Origin of the sequence: Cryobacterium sp. Y50, assembly GCF_002929805.1 — a bacterium.
Classification (GTDB): Bacteria; Actinomycetota; Actinomycetes; order Actinomycetales; family Microbacteriaceae; genus Cryobacterium.
Genome location: NZ_PJJM01000092.1, coordinates 1 through 19,193 on the forward strand (window position 1 = coordinate 1; position 19,193 = coordinate 19,193).

Below are 19,193 nucleotides of genomic sequence, written 5' to 3' on the forward strand. Positions count from 1 at the left end.
ACGGAACCCATTGGCTGGCTGTTGTTGTCGTTTTGTGGCTCACGCACATAGTCGGTCGTACTTGGCTGCCCGCCGAGCCGCGGCCAGCTTCCTTCGCCTTATCCGATTCGCCAACTGAACGTTCATCGCTTTCGGCTGAGAGGTCGACTCCTTCGCCATTGGCGATACCGCCTGTCTGTGGAGATGTAGGGCAGACTCCTGCCTTTTTCTGCGCAAAGGTGCAGTCCTCAGGATCCGCGTAAGAGGGTGCTGTAGGCGTAATTGTGAGCGCCATCGTCGCCAGAGCTGAGACTATGAGCAGAAGTTTGAACCGGACCATATTGGGGACTCCGAAATCAGCAGTTGTCGGGAATTACTGTCGGGCGTAACGAAGACGACGACCATCGGCGAGCGGGAATCGTCGTGTTTGACCACGGACTCACCGGCCTCGTTGACCGTGTCGGAGGCGCTGAGATCTAGGCAGAGGTATGTGCGTATCTCCCAAGTGGAATCTGCCAGGGTCTGGGATGATTGAATGGTCATTGAATCAAACAGGGTGACCCCGGTAAACGACCAGCCTTTTTCCTCCATCAGCTTGCCGGCTTGCTCTGCGCCGTCGTGTTCCGTGCCTGTAGTAAGGGACAAATATGCCTTCCATGATTCAGAATCCGTTGCACGGGCAGTATCACCTGCTGCAAGGTAGGTCGTATACGCCGCCTTCGCGGCAGCGAGAGCTTCGTCGTTCGAGGCGAAGGCCGGGAGACTCGCACTGGGAGTGGCGGTCGCCTCCACGATGGGCGGACCCGAATTGGGCGGGACGGGAGCGGCCATGCATCCGTTCAGCGTACTGGCAAGGAAAAGCACGGCAGCGGTGAGCACAGCTCTGTGCACGGGGTGTCCATGCGGCGGGTTTCGCATGGGGCCACCATAGACCGGATTGCTACAACCCCGTCAAAGTTCTCCACAGGCTGGTGTTGGGACCAGAATCAGGCTACGCGGCGGGCTCGAGGGTGAGCGTGTCGGTCGCGTCGTCCTTGATAGTCGTCGGGGTGAACAACCACGGACGCGTCTCATGATCGCGCCAGAGCGGCGCCTGATCGATGTAGTTGGAATGGAAGGCGTGACCGGATGCCCCGGTGAGATTGATCCAGGTGGAGTCGTCGAAGTCCTCCAGGCTGATCACCTGCCGCATCGAGGGCACCCAGTCGACCTGGTAGCCCTGGGTGGCATCCCACCCGACGGCGTTCACGACGGTAGATCCGCCCGCCAGCTCGTAGGGTCCGCGGTTGAACAGCCACTCCAGCGGGGCGATCCCCGACTCGCCGAAGCTCGCGTTCTTGAGGTCGAGCGTGTGAATGCTGCCCCACTGCCAGTCAGCCGGGTCAGACCCCATCAGGTCGGCACTCTCGGTGGCGGCGCTCGTCATCACCCGCCGCAACATGCTCTCCTGGCCGACGGTGCCGTAGGTGGGGTTGGACCACCACGGCGAGTCAGGCTGGCCGAGCAGGCTCGTCACCACGGAGAACGCCCGGTCACCACCGGTGAGATGGGCGCCGTCGTCGATCTTGCCGGTGAACATGTCCTTCAGCAACGTACGCCAGATCACGTTGAAGTAGGCGGCCGCCGCGCTGTCGGCATCTACCTGGTAGTCCCAACCATCCAGCAGCTGTTGCGCCTCGGCTGCTGAACCGGGGAGGCGCACCTCCTGTAGCCGTGGCACCAGCGCCGCGGCGATCGCACTGTAGTTGTCGCCCTGAATGTCGCTCATCAGCTCTGTGGTGAGCGGAGTCCCGACCGCGATGAGGTTCTGCAGTCGAGCGGTGATCTGGTTCGCTCGATATCCGAGATCCCAGTCGGCCGTCAGCAGGTTCGGGGAACCCGGATCGGCGGCGGCGTTATTGGCCGTGACGATGTATCCGCTCGATGGATTGAAAGTGCTCGGCAGCGCATCAAAGGGAATGTAGCCGGTCCAGCCGTATTGGCTGGTCCAGCCTGGCACCGGGAGGGTGCCGTTTCCACTGGCCCGAATGGGGATGAGTCCGGGAGCCTGGTAGCCGATATTGCCGTCGACGTCGGCATACGTCAGGTTCTGCGCCGGAACCTCAAACAGGGCTGCGGCCGCCCGAAAGCTGGTCCAGTCGGTCGCTTGGTTGAGCGCGAAAATTGCGGATGCCGTTCGCCCGGGTGCCAGCGCGGTCCACTGCAGGGATAGCTCATACGTGCTGGCCTCAGCGCCGGACTCTGCCCCGGAGGAAGCCGGCGGTAGTTCAGCCACTGTCGGATAGTCACTGGCGATGCGTTGGTAAGTGGTGCCCTTAAATCCGCTGAGCAGTGGTCCGTGCTCGGTCGAGCGAATCTCGATCTTGACATCGTCACCGCCGGCGACCGAGATCTTCTCGTCGCGCAGCAAAAGCGGCTTCGCTGCGCCGTCGAATTCGTAGCTGTCGCCGGTTACTTTTTCAATATAGAGGTCGGCGACGTCGGGTCCGAGGTTAGTGAAACCCCAGGCGATGCGCGCGGTGTGACCGATGATGACGCCCGGCAAGCCGGAGAAGCTGTACCCGGCGACGTCGAACGGGCAGTCGGCGTTGATTGACTGGCAGCGCAGCCCGACCTGGTACCAGACCGAGGGCAGTGCCGGCCCGAGGTGCGGGTCGTTGGCCAGTAGCGGCAGGCCGGTGTCGGTGAGAGAGCCCGCGACGACCCAGGAGTTGGAACCGATCTCGCCGCCGGCCGGTCCGAGCAGCTCCGGAACCGAAGAGAGTGCGGCGCGCAACTCGGTGAGTGCTCCCGCGTAGGAATCGACGGACGCTGGCTCGATGGTCGAGTCAAGGCTGGTGCTGGCGGACGGCTCGGACGTAGGTTCAGCGGTCGGTTCGGCAGCATCCGGCGCCCCGGCCGAAGGAACGACGACCGTCTGGCTGCCGGTAATGGTCGGGTGCGTTCCCGCGGGGTACTCGGGGTGCAGCTGGTTCACCTCGCTCGGTGTGAGCGTCATCGACAGCAGCGCTCGGTCGATCTCATCATCGAGGTTGGAACGCAGGTCCCAGGCCATTGCCTTGAGCCAGGCGACCGAGTCCGCCGGAGTCCACGGTTCGACCTCATACCCAGGGTTCTGCAGGCCTAAAATGGCATACTCTAACGACAGATCGGCGCCGTCATGGGTGTCGAGGTAGGCGTTCACCCCGTCGGCGTAGGACTGGTAGTAGCCGAGTGTGACCGGGTCGAGCAGTGCTACCTCCTGTTCGGCGACGGTGCGCCAGCCGAGCGTACGCACAAACGTGTCGGTGCCCACCTGGCTCTCGCCGAACAGCTCCGACAGTCGACCGCTCGTCACGTGCCGGCGAAAATCCATCTCCCAAAAGCGGTCCTGGGCATGCACGTATCCCTCGGCCAGGAACAGGTCGGCCGCGGTCTTCGCCGTGATCTGAGGTATTCCGGCGTCGTCACGGGTCACGGTTACCGTGCTCGACAAGCCCTCGATGTTGACGGATCCGGACAGGGTCGGAAACGAGCGTGTCACCGTCCAAACGCCCAGCCCGGCCGTGACCAGAACGAGGCTGAGCACCACACCGAGCGCGATCAATAACCGCCGAATGTGGCGATGGCCCTTGCTGCGCGGTGCGTCGGTCCCCACATCACTCCCTCGTGTGTTGCCTCTACCGGGATGCTAGCGGAACCCGCTGACATCCGCTCTGCAGCAGCTACGCGTGCAGCGCGGCGTTCAGTGTGATGCCGCTGCCGCTGCGGGCGAGTACCTCGACGGCGCCGGAGATGGAATTGCGGCGAAAGAGCAGGTTGGGCACGCCAGAGAGCTCCACGGCCTTCACCGTCGGCCGCGTGCCGTCGTCGCCGACCGGCTCGCCGACCAGAATCACTTTGGTGCCGGCTGTGACGTAGAGCCCAGCCTCGACGACGCTGTCGTCGCCGATGGCGATGCCGACGCCGGAGTTGGCGCCGAGCAGGGCGCGGGCGCCGATCGAAATGCGCTGGGTTCCGCCACCGGAGAGAGTTCCCATAATGGATGCCCCGCCACCGATATCGGCGCCGTCACCGACCACGACACCCTGCGAAATACGGCCCTCGACCATTGAGGAGCCGAGGGTTCCGGCGTTGAAATTGACGAAGCCTTCGTGCATCACGGTGGTACCGGGGGCGAGGTGGGCGCCGAGCCGCACGCGTGAAGCATCCGCTATTCTCACGCTGGCCGGTACGACGTAGTCGAGCAGCGGCGGGAACTTATCGACGCCGCTGGCCTGGATTCCGGCACGTTGCAGGGCCGGACGAAGCCGTGCGAAGTCGACCGGCAGCATGGGGCCGACGTTGGTCCAGACCACGGTGGGCAGGTGCGCGAAGATGCCGTCGAGGTTGATGCTGTTCGGCAGAACGAGCAGGTGGGAGAGCAGATGTAGCCGCAGATAGGCATCCGACGTGTTGGCCGGGGTCGCGTCGAGGGTGATCTCTACGGTGACGGCTTCGAGGCGCACCGCGCGACGGGCGTCGTCGCCGGCTGCCTCACAGAGTTCGGCCGGAACGATCCAGCGATCGCGGCCGGTCGGCAGTGTACCGAGCGCCGGGGACGGAAACCAGGTGTCGAGCACGGTGCCGTCGGTGGCGACGGTCGCGAGACCGTACCCCCACGCCTGGGTCGGTGCGGCTGTGACGTTTTCGGTAAGAACGGAGGGCATACCTCTAGGTTAGTAGAGTGACTTCTAGACTTCCGGCCCCAGCGAAACTCACCGTACTCGACCTGACGGCGACGTCGGTCGAACTGACCAGGCAAATTTGCGATATGGAGTCGGTCTCCGGCAACGAGACCGCACTGGCCGACGCGATCGTCGTCGCGCTGGAGGGCTTCGAGCACCTCGAAATCATTCGCGATGGCGACACCGTCGTCGCTCGCACCAACCTGAATCGTGCCCAGCGCGTCGTCATCGCCGGCCACATCGACACCGTTCCGCTCAACGACAACCTGCCGACCCGCTACGAGACCATCGACGGCGTCGACTACCTGTGGGGCCGCGGCACCACCGACATGAAGGCCGGCGTCGCCGTGCAACTCAAGCTCGCCGCCGAACTGAGCGCCCCCGGCGTCGACGTGACCTGGATGTGGTATGACCACGAAGAAGTCTCCGACGAACTCAACGGCCTCGGCCGTCTGGCCCGTAACCGGCCCGACCTGTTCAAGGGCGATTTCGCCATTCTCGGCGAACCGACCAAGAGCCAGATCGAGGGCGGCTGCAACGGCAACCTGCGGGTCGAGATTCGCTGTTTCGGACTGCGCTCGCACTCCGCGCGCAGCTGGGTCGGCGAGAACGCCATCCACAAGGCTGCAGCCATTCTGAACATTTTGGCCGGGTATCAGGCCCGCGAGGTCGAGGTCGAAGGCCTCGTCTACCGCGAGGGACTCAACGCGGTCGGCATCACCGGCGGCGTCGCCGGCAATGTCATCCCGGACGAGTGCATGGTACACGTCAACTACCGCTTCGCTCCGAGCCGCAGCGGCGATGAGGCTGTCGCTCATCTGCGCGAGTTGTTCGCCGGCTACGACCTAACGGTCGTGGACCGTGCCGAGGGCGCCCGGCCCGGCCTCGACGCCCCGCTCGCCCGCGAATTCCTCGCCGCCGTCGGCGGTATCGCCAGGCCCAAATACGGTTGGACCGATGTCGCTCGCTTCTCGGCCCTCGGAGTTCCGGCCGTCAACTACGGGCCCGGTGACCCGCTCAAGGCGCACGCCGATGACGAGCGCGTGGCCGTAGAAGAGATCACGGCCTGCGAGAGCGGTCTGCGCGCCTGGCTGAGCGCATCCGTTCGCTAACGCAGCGACAGAACAATGACTGAGCGGATGCTGCGCTCCCGCAGCCAGGCCACCCGCCGCCCACACTTCCACCGCCCGCCCGCCCACCTGATACCCGCCACCTGGCACGCCCGCTATCGGCTGACTCCGTGGTGGGGCAAGGTGATCGCGGTCTGGGCGCTGTCGCGCGTGGTCACGACGAGCCTTGTCGTTATTCTGGCGAGCGTGCAGGGCCCCAACGCGTGGACCGGCGCGAGCCCGAAATACACCGACTTTGCCAATATGTGGGACGGCAACTGGTACAACATCGTCGCTGTTGTCGGCTACCCGAGTGTGCTGCCCGTAACCGAGACCGGTCAGGTCGGTGAGAATGCTTGGGCGTTCATGCCGGGATACCCGGTACTGGCGCGACTGCTGATGGAACTGACCGGGTTCACCTGGGCGCCGGTGGCGGTGTTCGTCTCGGTCGTCTTCAGCCTCGGCACCGCCCTGCTGTTCTACCGGCTGATGGCCCGGGTTCAGTCGCCGGCCACGGCCCTGTTCGCGGTCGTGCTGTTCTGTGTCGCCCCGCTGTCGCCCCTGTTGCAGTTCGCCTACGCCGAGTCGATGTACCTTTTCTTTCTGACCCTCGCGCTCTACCTGCTGCTCGAACGCCACTATTGGCTGCTGTTTCCGGTGATCGCGGTGATGGCCCTGACCCGGCCGAGCGGGCTGGCCTTCGCGCTCGCGCTCGGGCTGCACGTGATCTATCGGTTCGTCACGCGCGGGCGTGACCCTTTTGCGCCTCGAGAACGGATGCTGGCGGCATCCGTTACCCTGTTCAGTGCGCTGCTGGGGCTGGTCTGGCCGCTCGCTGCCTGGGCGGTGACCGGCGACCTGATGGCCTATACCGACACGGAACTCGCTTGGCGAGCACCCTACATCGGCTATCAGGAGCTCGTGCCGTTCACGGCCTGGTTCCAGAGCGGCGTCTGGTGGCTCGGCAGCCCGTTGGGCATCGTCGTGGTGACCGCGCTGATTCTGGCCTTCGCCCTGCTGCTCTTCACACCCGCTGTACGGCGTCTCGGCGTTGACCTGCGGCTGTGGCTGGCGAGCTACGCTCTGTACCTGCTCGCGGTGTTTTTTCCCCAGTCGAGCACTTTTCGGCTGCTCATGCCGATGTTTCCGCTGCTCGGCGCGGCCGCGATGCCGCGTAACCGGGCCTATCGCGTGGCGATCGTTTTGGTCTGCGCGGCCGGGCAGTGGGGCTGGCTGCTGATCTGCTGGGGAGTGGACGGCTACGACTGGACGCCGCCTTAAACGACCGCGAAAGGGCCCTAATTTACGTCTCGGGCCGAGATAGTCGATAATGGGTATACAAAGACGAATGGAAGGGGAGTTCATGGCGGCCATGAAACCACGGACCGGAGACGGTCCAATGGAGGCGGTAAAAGAGGGGCGCCTGATCATCGTGCGTGTACCGCTCGAAGGTGGGGGTCGGCTCGTTGTCTCAGTCAACGACGCCGAGGCCAAGGAACTTCACGATGCACTCGCAGGGGTTGTCGCTGCGGCGAAGTAGCGTTTTTCGAGTACAGAACATAAAAAGAACGGCTGCTCGCGCAGCCGTTCTTTTTATGTATGGGAGGTTAAGCGTTGAGCTTGGTGATCTGCAGCAGTCCGTCGCCGACGGGGGAGAGCGCGCTGATCACGGCGCTCGACCCGGCGATCTCGGTCAGCAGCGTGCGGAAACCGGTGGCGACGTCGTCGCGCTGCGCGGGGTCGGCGACGCGTCCGCGCCACAGGGCATGCGCCACGAGTACGGTTCCGCCCGGGCGGGCCAGGCGCAGGCCATGTTCGACGTATTCGATGACCGACTGCGGGTCGGCGTCCACGAACACAATATCGTAAGAATTTTCGTTCATGCGGGGCAGCACCTCGCCGGCCTTCCCGGTGATCAGGCGAACCCGGTTGGCCGGAATCTTCGCCTCGGTGAAATTGGCCTTGGCGTGCTGCAGATGATCGACCTCGGTATCGATCGAGGTCAGGGTGGCGCCGGGCGCGCCAGTGAGCAGCCAGATCCCCGATACTCCGGCCCCGGTACCGACCTCGAGGATGCTGCGCGCCCCGGTGGCGGCGGCGATCACGGCGGATTGTGCGCCCACCGAGGGTGCAATCGCGTCGATTCCGAGTTCGAGGGATTGTTGACGTGCGCGCGAGATGGCTTCGGATTCGACGACACAGTCGTCGGAGAACTTCCAGTTCAATTCAATGTCAGACACAAATAACTCCAGTAGATGATTAGCTCAAGACTAGGGCCGAGGTGGGCATGGTCCATGGATGCCCCGCCGGGCAGATATTCTAGGGACATGTTTGGGCTGACATTCGAGAAGATTCTGCTGATCGGGATCATCGCCGTCTTCTTGCTCGGTCCCGACAAATTGCCGCACTATGCCGCCCAACTCGCTCGCCTCGTGCGCCAGCTGCGCGACATGGCCAACGGTGCCAAAGATCGCATGCGTGACGAGATGGGTCCGGAGTTCGACGATCTGGACTGGAAAAAACTCGACCCGCGGCAGTATGACCCGCGACGCATCATTCGAGAAGCCCTCGCCGATGAAGACCCGGTCAAGGAGCAATCCGCGTCGATTTCCCGGGCCGAGCCCAACCCAGACGGCGCCTATCTGAAACGCAAACGTGCCAGGGAAGCCGCCCTGACCGCGCTCGAGCCGGCCCCGTTCGACTCTGAGGCCACCTAACGCTCTAAGGAGAACGGATGACCGAGTCGAAGCAGCCCAAACGAGTGAAAAAGTCTGTCTACGAGGCCGAACTGGCCCGGCTGCAGGCCGAACTGGTCACGATGCAGCAGTGGGTGAAGGCGTCCGGTGCCCGCGTTGTGGTGATCTTCGAGGGCCGCGATGCCGCCGGCAAGGGTTCGGCGATCAAGCGCATCACCGAATATCTCAACCCTCGGGTCGCTCGCATCGTCGCCCTGCCGATGCCGACCGAGCGCCAGCGCGGCCAGTGGTATTTTCAGCGGTATCTCGAGCACCTTCCTTCGACCGGTGAAATCGTGCTGATGGACCGATCCTGGTACAACCGGGCCGGCGTCGAGCGGGTGATGGGCTACTGCAGCTCCGACGAATATCGCCGGTTTCTGCACCAGACACCCCTGTTAGAACGGATGCTCGTCGAAGATGGAATTCTGCTGGTCAAGTACTGGTTCTCGGTGTCTGACCTGGAGCAGGAACGACGGTTTCGCTCCCGGCAGAAGGACCCGATGCGGCGTTGGAAGCTCTCCGAAACGGATGTGTTGTCGATCACCAAGTGGGTCGAGTATTCCAAGGCTAAGGACGAGATGTTCGTGCACACCGGCATCGCCGAAGCGCCTTGGTGGGTGGTCGAGAGTGAGGACAAGCGGGCCAGTCGGTTGAACGTGATCAGCCATCTGCTCTCGCTCGTGCCCTACGAGAAAACGGACCCGCCGAAGGTGCACATTCCGCCCAGACCACCGGCTTCGGACTATGAACGGCCGCCGCGGGAGGAGAACCATCAGATTCCCGACCATGCGGCGACGTTGGTGAAGCCGAAGGAATAAGGCTCCGCAGGGCGGTTTCCCCGGGCGGTTCCATCGAGTCGGCTAGTGCGGCGTGAGGCCTAGACTGCGGCCCGCCAGCCCGCGTGCCCGCGTTTTCATGCGGTGCGCGAGCTCCAGAATGACGCGAGCGGCCGGGTCGTCGGGCGCGCCGAGCACAACAGGGAGTCCGGCATCACCGCCGCTGCGCAAGGCCAGGCTCAGCGGAACCTGCGCTAGCACCGGCACTGGAACATCTTGGCCGACGGAGAGGCGCGTGGCGACCTCAGCGCCGCCGCCTGAACCGAACAGCTCGAGCAGGCTACCGTCGGGCTGCACCATCGCCGACATGTTCTCGATCACGCCGTAGACGCTCTGCCCCGTCTGGCGGGCAACGATTCCGCTGCGCTCGGCCACGTCCGCCGCCGCGGACTGTGGCGTGGTCACAACGATGACCTCGGCGTGGGGGAGCAGCTGGCCGACCGTGATGGCGACGTCGCCGGTGCCCGGTGGAAGATCGAGCAGCAGCACGTCGAGGTCGCCGAAGTACACGTCGGTCAGGAACTGTTTGATCGTGCGGTGCAGCATCGGTCCGCGCCAGGCGACCGCGGCCGACGCGTCGTCGATGAACATGCCTATCGAGATGACCTTCACGTCGTGCGCGATCGGCGGCAAAATCATGTCGCCGACCTGGGTCGGTTTGACTGCGAGGCCGTCGTGCACCAGGCCGAGCAGACCGGGAATACTGAAACCGTGCACGTCGGCGTCTACGATTCCCACTCGCAGGCCTTCGCCGGCGAGCGCAACAGCCAGGTTCGCGGTGACGGTGGACTTGCCGACGCCACCCTTACCGCTCGTGATCGCATAGACGCGGGTGAGCGACTCCGGGCCGAACTGCACGCTGCGTGCTACCTGGCCGCCGCGCAGTTTCTCAGTCAGTGCGGTGCGTTGCTCGCGGGTCATGATCGCGACCTCGACGCTCGCGCGCCCCGGTCCGCATACCGACTCGGCGGCGGCGAGAACGTCGCTCTCGATCCGCACAGCGGCCGGACAACCGGCAATGGTCAAGCGGATGCCGACGTTCACCTGCCCGTCGTCGCTCACCGTCACCCCGGACACCATGTCGAGGTCGGTGATGGGCTTGCGAATCTCGGGGTCGGTCACCCGGGCCAGGGCGATGAAGACGCGCGAGCGGATGCTATCGTTCGTTGAAATCAGTGGATCAAGAGTCATACGGTGGGGCGGCTTTCCTTGGTGCTGTCTGGGTCTGTGCGTTCGTCCAAATGCTCAAGCAACGCGCGCAGTTCCGCGCGAATGAAGTCCTTCGACGCCATGTCCTTGATGGCGATGCGCAGCGCCACAACCTCGCGGGCGAGGTATTCGGTATCGGCGAGGGTGCGTTCGGCCCGCTGACGGTCTTGTTCGAACTGCACCCGGTCGCGGTCGTCCTGCCGGTTCTGCGCGAGCAGAATCATCGGAGCAGCATAGGACGCCTGCATGGACAGCACGAGGGTGAGCGCGATGAAGCCGAGGGCGACCGAGTCGAAGCGCCACGCCACCGGCGCCAGAGTGTTCCAGGAGATCCAGGCGACGGCGAACAGGGTGAGCCCGAGCAGAAACCACGGGGTTCCCATGCCGCGGGCGATGGCCTCGGTGAAGCGGCCGAACCGGTCCCGGCTGTGGCCGCCGTTGCGCCCGAGACCCACGAGGTTGCCGGTTCGCAATCCTTTGGGCGCATCGAGGCGCAGGTCGGCGCGATTATTGCGGGCCACGAGTCGTCCTTTGCGCTCCGGGTAGTGGGATACTGCCGGTTCTCATCTCGCTGCGGGCGGCGGCGCGTCGACGCACGTCGTCATTACCGTCATGGCTGCGCCAGTCGTCGGGCAGCAAGTAGTCGAGCACGTCATCAATCGTCACCACCCCGACCAGTCGGTAGTTCTCATCGACCACGGGCACCGATACGAGGTCGTAGCTCGCCAGAATACGGCTGACTTCGGCGGCCGACGTGTCGGCGGTCACCGGATCCAGACCCGCGTCGAGCAGCGTGCCGAGCCGCTCGTGGGGTGGGTAGCGCAGCATCCGCTGAAAATGGACCATGCCCAGAAAACGACCGGTGGGTGCTTCGTAGGGGGGCAGAGTCACGCAGATCGCCGCGCCGAGTGCTGGGGCAAGATCGTGACGACGGATGCGCGCGAGCCCTTCGGCGACGGTGGCATCGGCCGAGACAATAATCGGCTCGGTCGTCATGAGGCCGCCGGCCGTGTCGGGGGCGTAGGAGAGCAGAAACCGCACGTCTTCGGCTTCTTCGGGCTCCATCAGGTCGAGCAGCTGCTCGCCACGCTCCTCGGGCAGCTGGGCGATCAGGTCGGCCGCATCGTCGGGCTGCATCTGATCAAGCACATCGGCGGCGCGGGCATCGCCGAGGCTGGTCAGAATGCCGACCTGATCGGTCTCGGGCATTTCCTCGAGCACGTCGGCGAGGCGATCGTCGGGCAGCTCACCGGCCACCTCGAACATGCGCTCGCGCGGCAGATCGAGCAGGGTATTGGCGAGGTCGGCCGGTTTCAAATCGGAATAGGTCGCGATGAGGTGTTCGGCGGACTGTGCCTGGCCTTCGGTCTCTTTCTCGCGGACCTCGGCCCAGGTTGCGAAGGTCGTGATGCCCTTGACAAAGGGGGAGGCGCTGGTCTTTGGGCGACGCACGAAGAGCTGGCTGATCGCCCAGTCGGCCTCCGTACCCTCCTTGATCGCGACGTCTTCAATGGTGGCTTCGCCCGAGCCGTCAGTGAAGAGCACCTTGCGGCCGAGAAGTTCGGCGATGACGCGCACCTCGCCGCCGCGCTGCTCATAGCGGCGCACATTGATGAGGCCGGTCGTGATGATCTGGCCGCTGCCGATGCTGGTGACCCGGTTGATTGACACGAACACGCGTCGTTTACCGGGGATCTCCACGATCAATCCGACGACGCTGGGCGGGTCATTTTTTCGATACACCACAAGAACATCGCGCACCTTGCCCACGCGGTCGCCCGCGGGGTCGAAAACGGTGCACCCGGCCAGTCGGGCGACAAAAACTCTTGTGGAACTCACAATATAAATGTAGGCCACTGGTGCGACATTGGCGGCCCGGCACGACTTCCCCGTGTCGGCTACTAGCCCGACAATGGCGGCCAGGCACGAATTGCTGGCACGGAATAGGGTTGCGCTCATGACCGTTTGCAAACTTGTCCATGATTTCCGTCGAAGGCTGGTAGAAACGGTCGCTGCACGGTGCTCGGCCGGGCCCGCTTTCCGGGCGCAGGGCGAGCGTTGAGCTTTCTGGCGAAGGGCGGCATTCCTGCGGCAAGGCGAGCCGTGCAATTGATCTGGAGCGCAGTCGCACCCGACTACAGCAAAGTCGGCGACAGCGCCGCCGCCGGCCGGGCTCTCACCGGCCTCCTGAACGCAGCGCACGACATCGTCGCCTATCGGCAATTATCGATCAAGGCCGAATCCATCCACCTGGTCTCCGGCGACCGGATGAGCTACCTGAAATTTGCGGTCGCAACCGATCGCACCGCAGACAATGCCGTCTCGCTGTCCCATCTCTTGGCACTCAACGCTGAGGAAGCACGGGGCCTCGGCGACCTGATCGGCGGAAAAGCGCCGTTTCGCTCACTCCGCATCGTTATCCTCTCCCTGGAGGGGGACTTCGCCATCACCCGGCTCGACCTGGACCCCGAGAGCCCGGGAGGTGTCTCGTGGTATGGTCCGTTCGACCGCAAGCTCTTCAACGACATTGCTCTGGGCTTTGCGCTCTTCGTCACCCACATGGTGGCCAATGTCTTTGATGACGACGACGGTGAGGAGACGTTCGCCGAGTCCATTGAATGGATAACCTGAGGTGCGCGCTCAGGCAGGTCAACAGGTCTGCGTGAAAGAATGATGCTATGAGCAACCAGAGTCTGTTTCCCCGGCGTCGCCCAGTTTTGCCTCCCGTGTTGCCGCGCGGCGAGGTGCTCGGGACGTACAGCACCTATGCCGATGCGCAGAGCGCGGTCGACGCGCTCGCCAAGGCGGACTTTCCGGTGAAGCAGCTGGCGATCGTCGGCAACGACCTCAAGAGTGTCGAGCGCGTGACCGGCAAACTCACCTACGGCCGGGTCGCGCTCGCTGGCGCGGCATCCGGTGCCTGGTTGGGAATCTTCTTCGGGATTCTATTCTTTTTGTTCTCGCCGACCGGATCGAGCCTGCCGTTCGTCTTCGCCGCCCTGATCATGGGTGCCGGTTTCGGCATGCTACTCGGCATTACGAGCTACGCGATCAACCGCCGCCGCCGCGACTTTACCTCGACCATGCAGGTCATCGCGACCAACTACCAGATCATTGTCGACGTTGAGCTGGTCAACCGGGCCCGCAACCTGCTCGCGGGCTTCCGCCAGGCCGAGCCAGCACCCGTGGTACCCACGGTGACCCCACCGGCGACCCCACCCGTGACCCCACCCGTGGATCCACCCACCCCCAACTAACTCACGCTAGAGCGGGAAAATATTTGCTTCGGCAGGGCTGAAGCAAACATTATCCCGCTCTAGCGAACCTGTTAGCGCTGGGCTTTGGCGATCCAGGCCTCTACTTCACTCGCGGTGCGGGGGATCGCTGCTGAGAGGTTCTCGGCACCCGTCGCGGTCACCAGAATGTCGTCTTCGATGCGCACGCCGATGCCGCGGAATTCAGCCGGCACGGTGAGGTCGTCGGGCTGAAAGTACAGCCCGGGTTCGATCGTGAAGACCATGCCCGGTTCGAGCACGCCGTCCATATACATATCCCGGCGCGCCTGCGCGCAGTCGTGCACGTCGATGCCGAGGTGGTGGCTGGTACCGTGCACCATGTAGCGGCGGTGCTGGCCGTTGTCCGGAAGCAGGGCCTCCTCCGCGGTGACCGGGAGCATTCCCCACTCAGCGGTGCGCTTCGCGATGACCTGCATCGCGGCGGCGTGCACGTCGCGAAAGATGGCGCCGGGGCGAACGACGGCCAGAGCGGCATCCGCTGCCTCGCGCACGGTTTCGTAGACCTGGCGCTGTACGTCGCTGTAGACACCATTCACTGGGAGGGTACGCGTGATGTCGGCGGTGTAGTAGCTGTCGAGTTCGACGCCGGCGTCGATGAGAATCAGGTCGCCGGGAGCTACGACGCCGTCGTTGCGGGTCCAGTGCAGAATACAGGCGTGCGGGCCGGAGGCGGCAATAGTGTCGTAGCCGACCGTGTTGCCGTCGCTGCGAGCGCGGGTGTTGAACACGCCTTCTACCAGGCGCTCTCCACGCGCGTGCACGCTCGACCGTGGAAGGTCGGCAATGACATCGTTGAAGCCGCGCGAGGTGGCCGCGATGGCCAGGCGCATCTGCGCAATTTCGAAGGCGTCTTTCACGAGGCGAAGTTCGGAGAGGCCGAGGGCCAGACCGGCGTCGGGTTCGTGTTCGGCGTTGATTTCGATGCTGAACGGTGAATCGGTGGCGTTGCTGCTGAGCACCCGCTCGGCGGCGAAACGCAGACGGGCTTCGTCGACCTGCTCGGTGAAGTTCGGGTCGGCTTCACGCAGCACGAGGGTTTCGCTATCGACGACCTTCAGCACGGCGGCGAGCTCGGCGATGCCGCGCACCTCAAGGGAGAGGTCGCTGGCGACCTGGGCGACGGATGGACGCGGTCCGATCCAGAATTCGCCGATGTCGGGGTTGGCGTAGAACTCGTCGGAGTCACGACCGGCCCGCTCGCGAAAGTACAGGGTAGCGTCGTGGCCGCCGGCGGCCGCCGGTTCCAGCACGAGCACGGCGCCGGGTTCACTGTCGCTGCCCCAGCCCGTGAGGTGGGAGAAGGCCGAGTGGGCGCGGAAAGCGTAGTCGGTGTCGTTGGAGCGCTGCTTGAGGCGGCCGGCCGGAATGATCAGGCGCTGGCCCGGGTACTGCGCGGACAGCCGAGCGCGACGTTCGGCGGCGAACGGCGCCTGCTCGCGGGCTGGGGGCAGAACGTCGGTGCGTTCGGCCCACCCGCTCGCGATGAAAGCTTTGAAGCCGGTAGACCCCGGAGTGGTCGAACGGTTTTCGTTCGAACGCGCGGCAGGAATAAATGCGGGAGCAGTAGTATCAGCCATTCCCCCATTCTCGCACCGCACTCTGGTCAGCCCCCGATCTGGTGCTGCAGATGCTGCGATAAGTGGATCCTGCGTGACTGTCCGAAATTATCTGGCCGGCGTCAGTGTCGCTACGATCGGTCGGTGATCGCTTCCGGCCTCGTCGAGCGACTCGATCACCTGCAGGCCGGAAACCCGCCAGTTGGGGGTGGCCATCACGTGATCGATCGGGCTGCCGAGCAGCGCGGGCAACGCGGTCGGCCAGGTGCCGACGGATGCTGCACCGACGGACAGCGCCGCATCCGAGCAGTTGCCGAGCACCGAGTCGCCGCCGCTCGCGCGGTCCGCCATATGGTCGAGCGTGGAATTGAAGTCGCCCGCCATGATCACGTCGTCGCCCTGGCACTGGGTAGCGAGCCAGTCCAGATCGCTGCGCCAGTTCGACATCTCATACTGAATCGGCGCAACGGCATGCACCGCCACAATGGTGGGGCCGGAACCGTCGACCGGTTCGGCCACGACGGTCGGCAGCACGTTGGTGTTGCCGGGCGGCCCGGACCCGGCCGCGTTGGTGACCGCGTAGGCGCCCAGGTCGGGGCTGATCAGCACGGTGGTGGAGCGGGCCTTGGAGACCAGATCGAAGGCCAGGGTGTGTACCCACATAGGGCGGCCAGCGTCGCGCATCGCTTCGGCGATCAGAATGCCGGTCTCCTCCGTCGTTTCGGGCAGGGTCACGACATCGGCGTTGTGGGCCAGCGCTTGCGCGGCGATGACCGCGGCACCGGGAGCGTCTCCGAGCGTGTTCCAACTGAGCACGGTGACGGAGTCGGCATCCGCTTCGGCGCTGACCAGACCCTCGGTGGGCGATACCGTCGTCGAGAAACCGCGGGAGGCCAGAACGCCGACGTTGGCGATACCGAACAGGGCGAGCAGCACCATGGCCACTCCCAATGTTCGACGGTGCGGAAGAATGAACCGCAGTACGGCGAGCAGAACGAGCCCGACGACCGCGCCGATGACGGCCACGGCGCGAAAGGAGACCAGATGGGCGACGACCCAGCTGTTATGCAAGCCGAACGCTTGCGGCCAGGTCACGACCAGCAGGATGACGGCGGCACCGATCAGAATCAGTGCCCGAAGGAGTCTGGTGAACATTATTCTGAACCCTAGATCAGTATTCTGGGGAATAACTCGTGCCGTGGGCGGTGGTGAACGGGCGCAGGTGTCCAACTAGCATGGGGTCATGGCAGTCGCGCGGCAATTTCGGGGTCCGATCGACCTTCACGCACACTCGAGCGTGTCCGACGGTACCGAAACTCCGGCGGAGCTCGTGCACGCCGCGGCCGTGGCAGGGCTCGGCACGATCGCTCTCACCGACCATGATTCGTCGGCTGGCTGGGCTGAGGGTTCCGCGGCCGCACGCATCGAGCACCTGACACTTATTCCGGGAATGGAATTTAGCACCCGGGTGCGGTATTCCAGCGTGCACCTTTTGGCATATCTTTTTGACCCGGACGATTCTGCGCTGCTGGCCGAGATGACCCGCGTTCGTGCAGCCCGGCTCAGCCGGGCCGAGGAGATGGTCGCCCGCATCGGAGTGGATTACGACCTGAGCTGGGACGACGTGCTCGCCCAGACCACTCCTGAAGCCACGGTCGGGCGGCCGCATATCGCCGATGCTCTCGTGGCTCGCGGGCACGCCCTCAATCGCAGCGCGGCCTTCGCCGACATTCTGCACTGGAAGGCCGGTTATTTTCAACCGCACTACGCCCCCGAGCCCCTGCGAGCGATCGAACTCGTGCGCGCAGCCGGGGGAGTGCCGGTCATCGCCCACCCCGCCACCCGCGGCATCGGCGACGTCGTCGCTGAATCCAGCTTGAAGACGATGGTCGACGCCGGACTGTTCGGGCTTGAACTCGAGCATCGCGAGAACAATCCGGAGCCCACCAAACGGCTGCACGAGCTCGCCGCCAAATTCGGGCTGTACGTCACGGGTTCAAGCGATTATCACGGCACCGGCAAGCCCAACCTGCTCGGCGAGAACACCACAGCCCCCGACGTTCTCGACCGCATCATCGCCGAGGGCCGCGGCTCGGCTCCGGTTTACGGCTGATTGCTTGTTCGAGTGGCGCTGCGCAGCGACTAGATTGTGCTGCCGGTCTGCGGCGAGCGACGACGGGTGCGACTGCGACGCAGCGGGGCGTTATTGCCGTCGTGGTGCTCGGCTCCACCGCCATCGTGTGTTCCGGCGGCCGGAGTCGCCGCCGGGGCATCCGGGTTCGTGCTGGAGCCGACGCGGGTGCGTGACCGGGCGGGGCGACTGGCGTCGGCGGCGGCCGGGCTCGTCGCTGGCCGGTCGGAACCGGTGCGCGCAGAGTCGCCACGGCCGGAGCTACGACCGCTCTCGGAGCGACCGGAGCGTGCCGCGCCGGATCGGCTGCCCACTCCGGCAGAACGAGATGCGCCGGTACGTCCGGCCCCGCCGGTGCGAGCGTCACCCACGGTGACCTCCTTCACCGGGGTGGCGCGCAGGCGGCCCTTGGAACCGGCTGGAATGTTCAGGTCGGTGTAAAGATGCGGTGACGAGGAGTACGTCTCCATCGGTTCCGGCTGGCCAAAGTCCAAGGCCTTATTGATGAGCGACCACTTGTGCAGGTCGTCCCAGTCGACGAAGGTGACGGCGATTCCGGTCTTGCCGGCACGACCCGTGCGGCCGACGCGGTGCAGGTAGGCCTTCTCGTCTTCGGGAATGGTGTGGTTGATCACGTGGGTGACGTCTTCCACGTCGATGCCGCGCGCGGCGACATCCGTCGCGATGAGGATGTCTTTCTTGCCGCTCTTGAAGCTGGCCATGGCGCGTTCGCGCTGTTCCTGGTTCAGGTCGCCGTGCACTGCGGTGGCGTTGAAGCCACGGTCGCCGAGTTCCTCGACGAGCTTCGCGGCGGCACGCTTGGTGCGGGTGAAGATGATGGTCTTGCCGCGGCCCTCGGCCATGAGGATGCGGCCGATGACCTCGTCCTTGTCCATGTTGTGGGCACGGTAGACCAGGTGCTCGATGTTGGCCTGCATGAGGCCCTCGTCGGGATCGGTCGCGCGAATGTGAATCGGGCGGTTCATGAAACGACGGGCCAGGGCCACGATCGGTCCGGGCATCGTTGCCGAGAACAGCATGGTGTGGCGGGTCGCCGGAGTCTGCGCGAAGAGCTTCTCAATGTCGGAGAGAAAACCGAGGTCGAGCATCTTGTCGGCCTCATCGAGCACCATTTCGCGCACGTTGGCGAGGGTGAGCAAACGCTGGCCGGCGAGGTCGAGCAGACGGCCAGGGGTGCCGACGACGATCTGAGCGCCAGCCTTGAGCTGTTCGATCTGATCTTCATAGGCCTTGCCGCCGTAGATGGAGACAATCTTGGTATTACGGTTCGCCGCGGCAAGTTCGAGGTCTTCGGAGACCTGCACGCACAGTTCGCGGGTCGGCACGACGATGAGGGCCTGCACACCGGGCTCCGGGTCGATTCCGAGGCGCTGAATTACCGGAAGTCCAAAGCCGAAGGTCTTTCCGGTGCCGGTCTTGGCCTGACCGATGATGTCCTGGCCGGCGAGGGCGAGGGGGATGGTCTGGGTCTGAATCGGGAACGGTTCGAGGATGCCCGTGGCGGCGAGGGAGTCGACCATGTCCTGGTCAATATTAAGTTCAGAGAAAGTCACGAATGTATGCCTGTCATTAACTGGAAGCGAAGTGCGCCCGTTTTTGCGTCTCGGGCAGC

General features: G+C 64.5%; 18 protein-coding genes. 8 read left to right on the top strand and 10 right to left on the bottom strand.

Features of this window, described 5'->3' with window-relative positions:
• Positions 1 to 291 precede the first annotated feature (291 nt).
• From CXY73_RS11055 to dapD, 3 genes are all read right to left on the bottom strand, one after another.
• Positions 292 to 870, bottom strand: coding sequence for a hypothetical protein (locus tag CXY73_RS11055; protein WP_233198274.1), 579 nt, complete (start codon positions 868 to 870; stop codon positions 292 to 294).
• Positions 871 to 970: 100 nt separating this feature from the next.
• A complete protein-coding gene (locus CXY73_RS11060; protein WP_104177737.1) occupies positions 971 to 3,616 on the bottom strand; it encodes a penicillin acylase family protein in 2,646 nt (881 codons plus the stop codon).
• A gap of 67 nt (positions 3,617 to 3,683) precedes the next feature.
• On the bottom strand, positions 3,684 to 4,667 hold the full coding sequence (dapD, locus tag CXY73_RS11065) for a 2,3,4,5-tetrahydropyridine-2,6-dicarboxylate N-succinyltransferase (RefSeq protein WP_104135830.1): 984 nt from the start codon (positions 4,665 to 4,667) through the stop codon (positions 3,684 to 3,686).
• 17 nt (positions 4,668 to 4,684) lie between these two features.
• Between dapD and dapE the strand changes: the two genes are divergently transcribed.
• From dapE to CXY73_RS11080, 3 genes are all read left to right on the top strand, one after another.
• Positions 4,685 to 5,797, top strand: a complete 1,113-nt coding sequence (dapE, locus tag CXY73_RS11070; RefSeq protein ID WP_104135829.1) for a succinyl-diaminopimelate desuccinylase — start codon at positions 4,685 to 4,687, stop codon at positions 5,795 to 5,797.
• 27 nt (positions 5,798 to 5,824) lie between these two features.
• Positions 5,825 to 7,075 (top strand): hypothetical protein, encoded by a 1,251-nt coding sequence (locus tag CXY73_RS11075; RefSeq protein ID WP_233198275.1) that lies wholly within the window; start codon positions 5,825 to 5,827, stop codon positions 7,073 to 7,075.
• An 82-nt stretch (positions 7,076 to 7,157) separates the two neighbouring features.
• Positions 7,158 to 7,334, top strand: a complete 177-nt coding sequence (locus CXY73_RS11080) for a DUF3117 domain-containing protein (protein WP_092108645.1) — start codon at positions 7,158 to 7,160, stop codon at positions 7,332 to 7,334.
• Between the two features lie 67 nt (positions 7,335 to 7,401).
• Here CXY73_RS11080 and CXY73_RS11085 read toward each other — a convergent pair whose 3' ends face one another.
• Positions 7,402 to 8,034 (bottom strand): O-methyltransferase, encoded by a 633-nt coding sequence (locus CXY73_RS11085; RefSeq protein WP_104177738.1) that lies wholly within the window; start codon positions 8,032 to 8,034, stop codon positions 7,402 to 7,404.
• Positions 8,035 to 8,121: 87 nt separating this feature from the next.
• On the opposite strand from CXY73_RS11085, the gene CXY73_RS11090 reads away from it, so the two are divergent.
• Together CXY73_RS11090 and ppk2 are read left to right on the top strand one after the other, a co-directional pair.
• A complete protein-coding gene (locus tag CXY73_RS11090) occupies positions 8,122 to 8,511 on the top strand; it encodes a sec-independent translocase (protein WP_104135827.1) in 390 nt (129 codons plus the stop codon).
• A gap of 17 nt (positions 8,512 to 8,528) precedes the next feature.
• Positions 8,529 to 9,350 carry a polyphosphate kinase 2 gene (gene ppk2, locus CXY73_RS11095; protein ID WP_199185348.1) on the top strand — a complete coding sequence of 274 codons (822 nt, stop codon included), beginning with the start codon at positions 8,529 to 8,531 and terminating at the stop codon, positions 9,348 to 9,350.
• 42 nt (positions 9,351 to 9,392) lie between these two features.
• On the opposite strand, the gene CXY73_RS11100 is transcribed toward ppk2, so the two are convergent.
• The 3 genes from CXY73_RS11100 to CXY73_RS11110 are packed head-to-tail and all read right to left on the bottom strand — an operon-like array spanning position 9,393 to position 12,416.
• The gene (locus tag CXY73_RS11100) at positions 9,393 to 10,559 is read right to left on the bottom strand and encodes an Mrp/NBP35 family ATP-binding protein (RefSeq protein WP_104177739.1); all 1,167 of its coding nucleotides are present in this window, start codon (positions 10,557 to 10,559) and stop codon (positions 9,393 to 9,395) included.
• Complete coding sequence (locus tag CXY73_RS11105; protein ID WP_104135825.1) at positions 10,556 to 11,098, bottom strand: DUF1003 domain-containing protein; 543 nt, start codon at positions 11,096 to 11,098, stop codon at positions 10,556 to 10,558. Before CXY73_RS11105 ends, CXY73_RS11100 begins: the two co-directional genes overlap by 4 nt.
• Positions 11,085 to 12,416, bottom strand: a complete 1,332-nt coding sequence (locus tag CXY73_RS11110) for a magnesium transporter MgtE N-terminal domain-containing protein (RefSeq protein WP_104177783.1) — start codon at positions 12,414 to 12,416, stop codon at positions 11,085 to 11,087. The genes CXY73_RS11105 and CXY73_RS11110 overlap by 14 nt, the downstream gene beginning before the upstream one ends.
• A gap of 219 nt (positions 12,417 to 12,635) precedes the next feature.
• Between CXY73_RS11110 and CXY73_RS11115 the strand changes: the two genes are divergently transcribed.
• Positions 12,636 to 13,208, top strand: a complete 573-nt coding sequence (locus CXY73_RS11115) for a hypothetical protein (protein WP_146071732.1) — start codon at positions 12,636 to 12,638, stop codon at positions 13,206 to 13,208.
• Between the two features lie 47 nt (positions 13,209 to 13,255).
• Entirely contained in the window at positions 13,256 to 13,834 is a 579-nt protein-coding gene (locus tag CXY73_RS11120; RefSeq protein WP_104135823.1) for a general stress protein, read from the top strand.
• A 71-nt stretch (positions 13,835 to 13,905) separates the two neighbouring features.
• Here the strand turns inward: CXY73_RS11120 and CXY73_RS11125 are convergent, their stop codons facing one another.
• Both CXY73_RS11125 and CXY73_RS11130 read right to left on the bottom strand, forming a co-directional pair.
• On the bottom strand, positions 13,906 to 15,450 hold the full coding sequence (locus CXY73_RS11125) for an aminopeptidase P family protein (protein WP_104177740.1): 1,545 nt from the start codon (positions 15,448 to 15,450) through the stop codon (positions 13,906 to 13,908).
• An 87-nt stretch (positions 15,451 to 15,537) separates the two neighbouring features.
• Positions 15,538 to 16,584 (bottom strand): endonuclease/exonuclease/phosphatase family protein, encoded by a 1,047-nt coding sequence (locus CXY73_RS11130; protein WP_104177741.1) that lies wholly within the window; start codon positions 16,582 to 16,584, stop codon positions 15,538 to 15,540.
• Positions 16,585 to 16,672: 88 nt separating this feature from the next.
• On the opposite strand from CXY73_RS11130, the gene CXY73_RS11135 reads away from it, so the two are divergent.
• Positions 16,673 to 17,542 carry a PHP domain-containing protein gene (locus CXY73_RS11135; RefSeq protein ID WP_104135820.1) on the top strand — a complete coding sequence of 290 codons (870 nt, stop codon included), beginning with the start codon at positions 16,673 to 16,675 and terminating at the stop codon, positions 17,540 to 17,542.
• A 29-nt stretch (positions 17,543 to 17,571) separates the two neighbouring features.
• Here CXY73_RS11135 and CXY73_RS11140 read toward each other — a convergent pair whose 3' ends face one another.
• On the bottom strand, positions 17,572 to 19,134 hold the full coding sequence (locus CXY73_RS11140) for a DEAD/DEAH box helicase (RefSeq protein WP_104177742.1): 1,563 nt from the start codon (positions 19,132 to 19,134) through the stop codon (positions 17,572 to 17,574).
• Positions 19,135 to 19,193 lie beyond the last annotated feature (59 nt).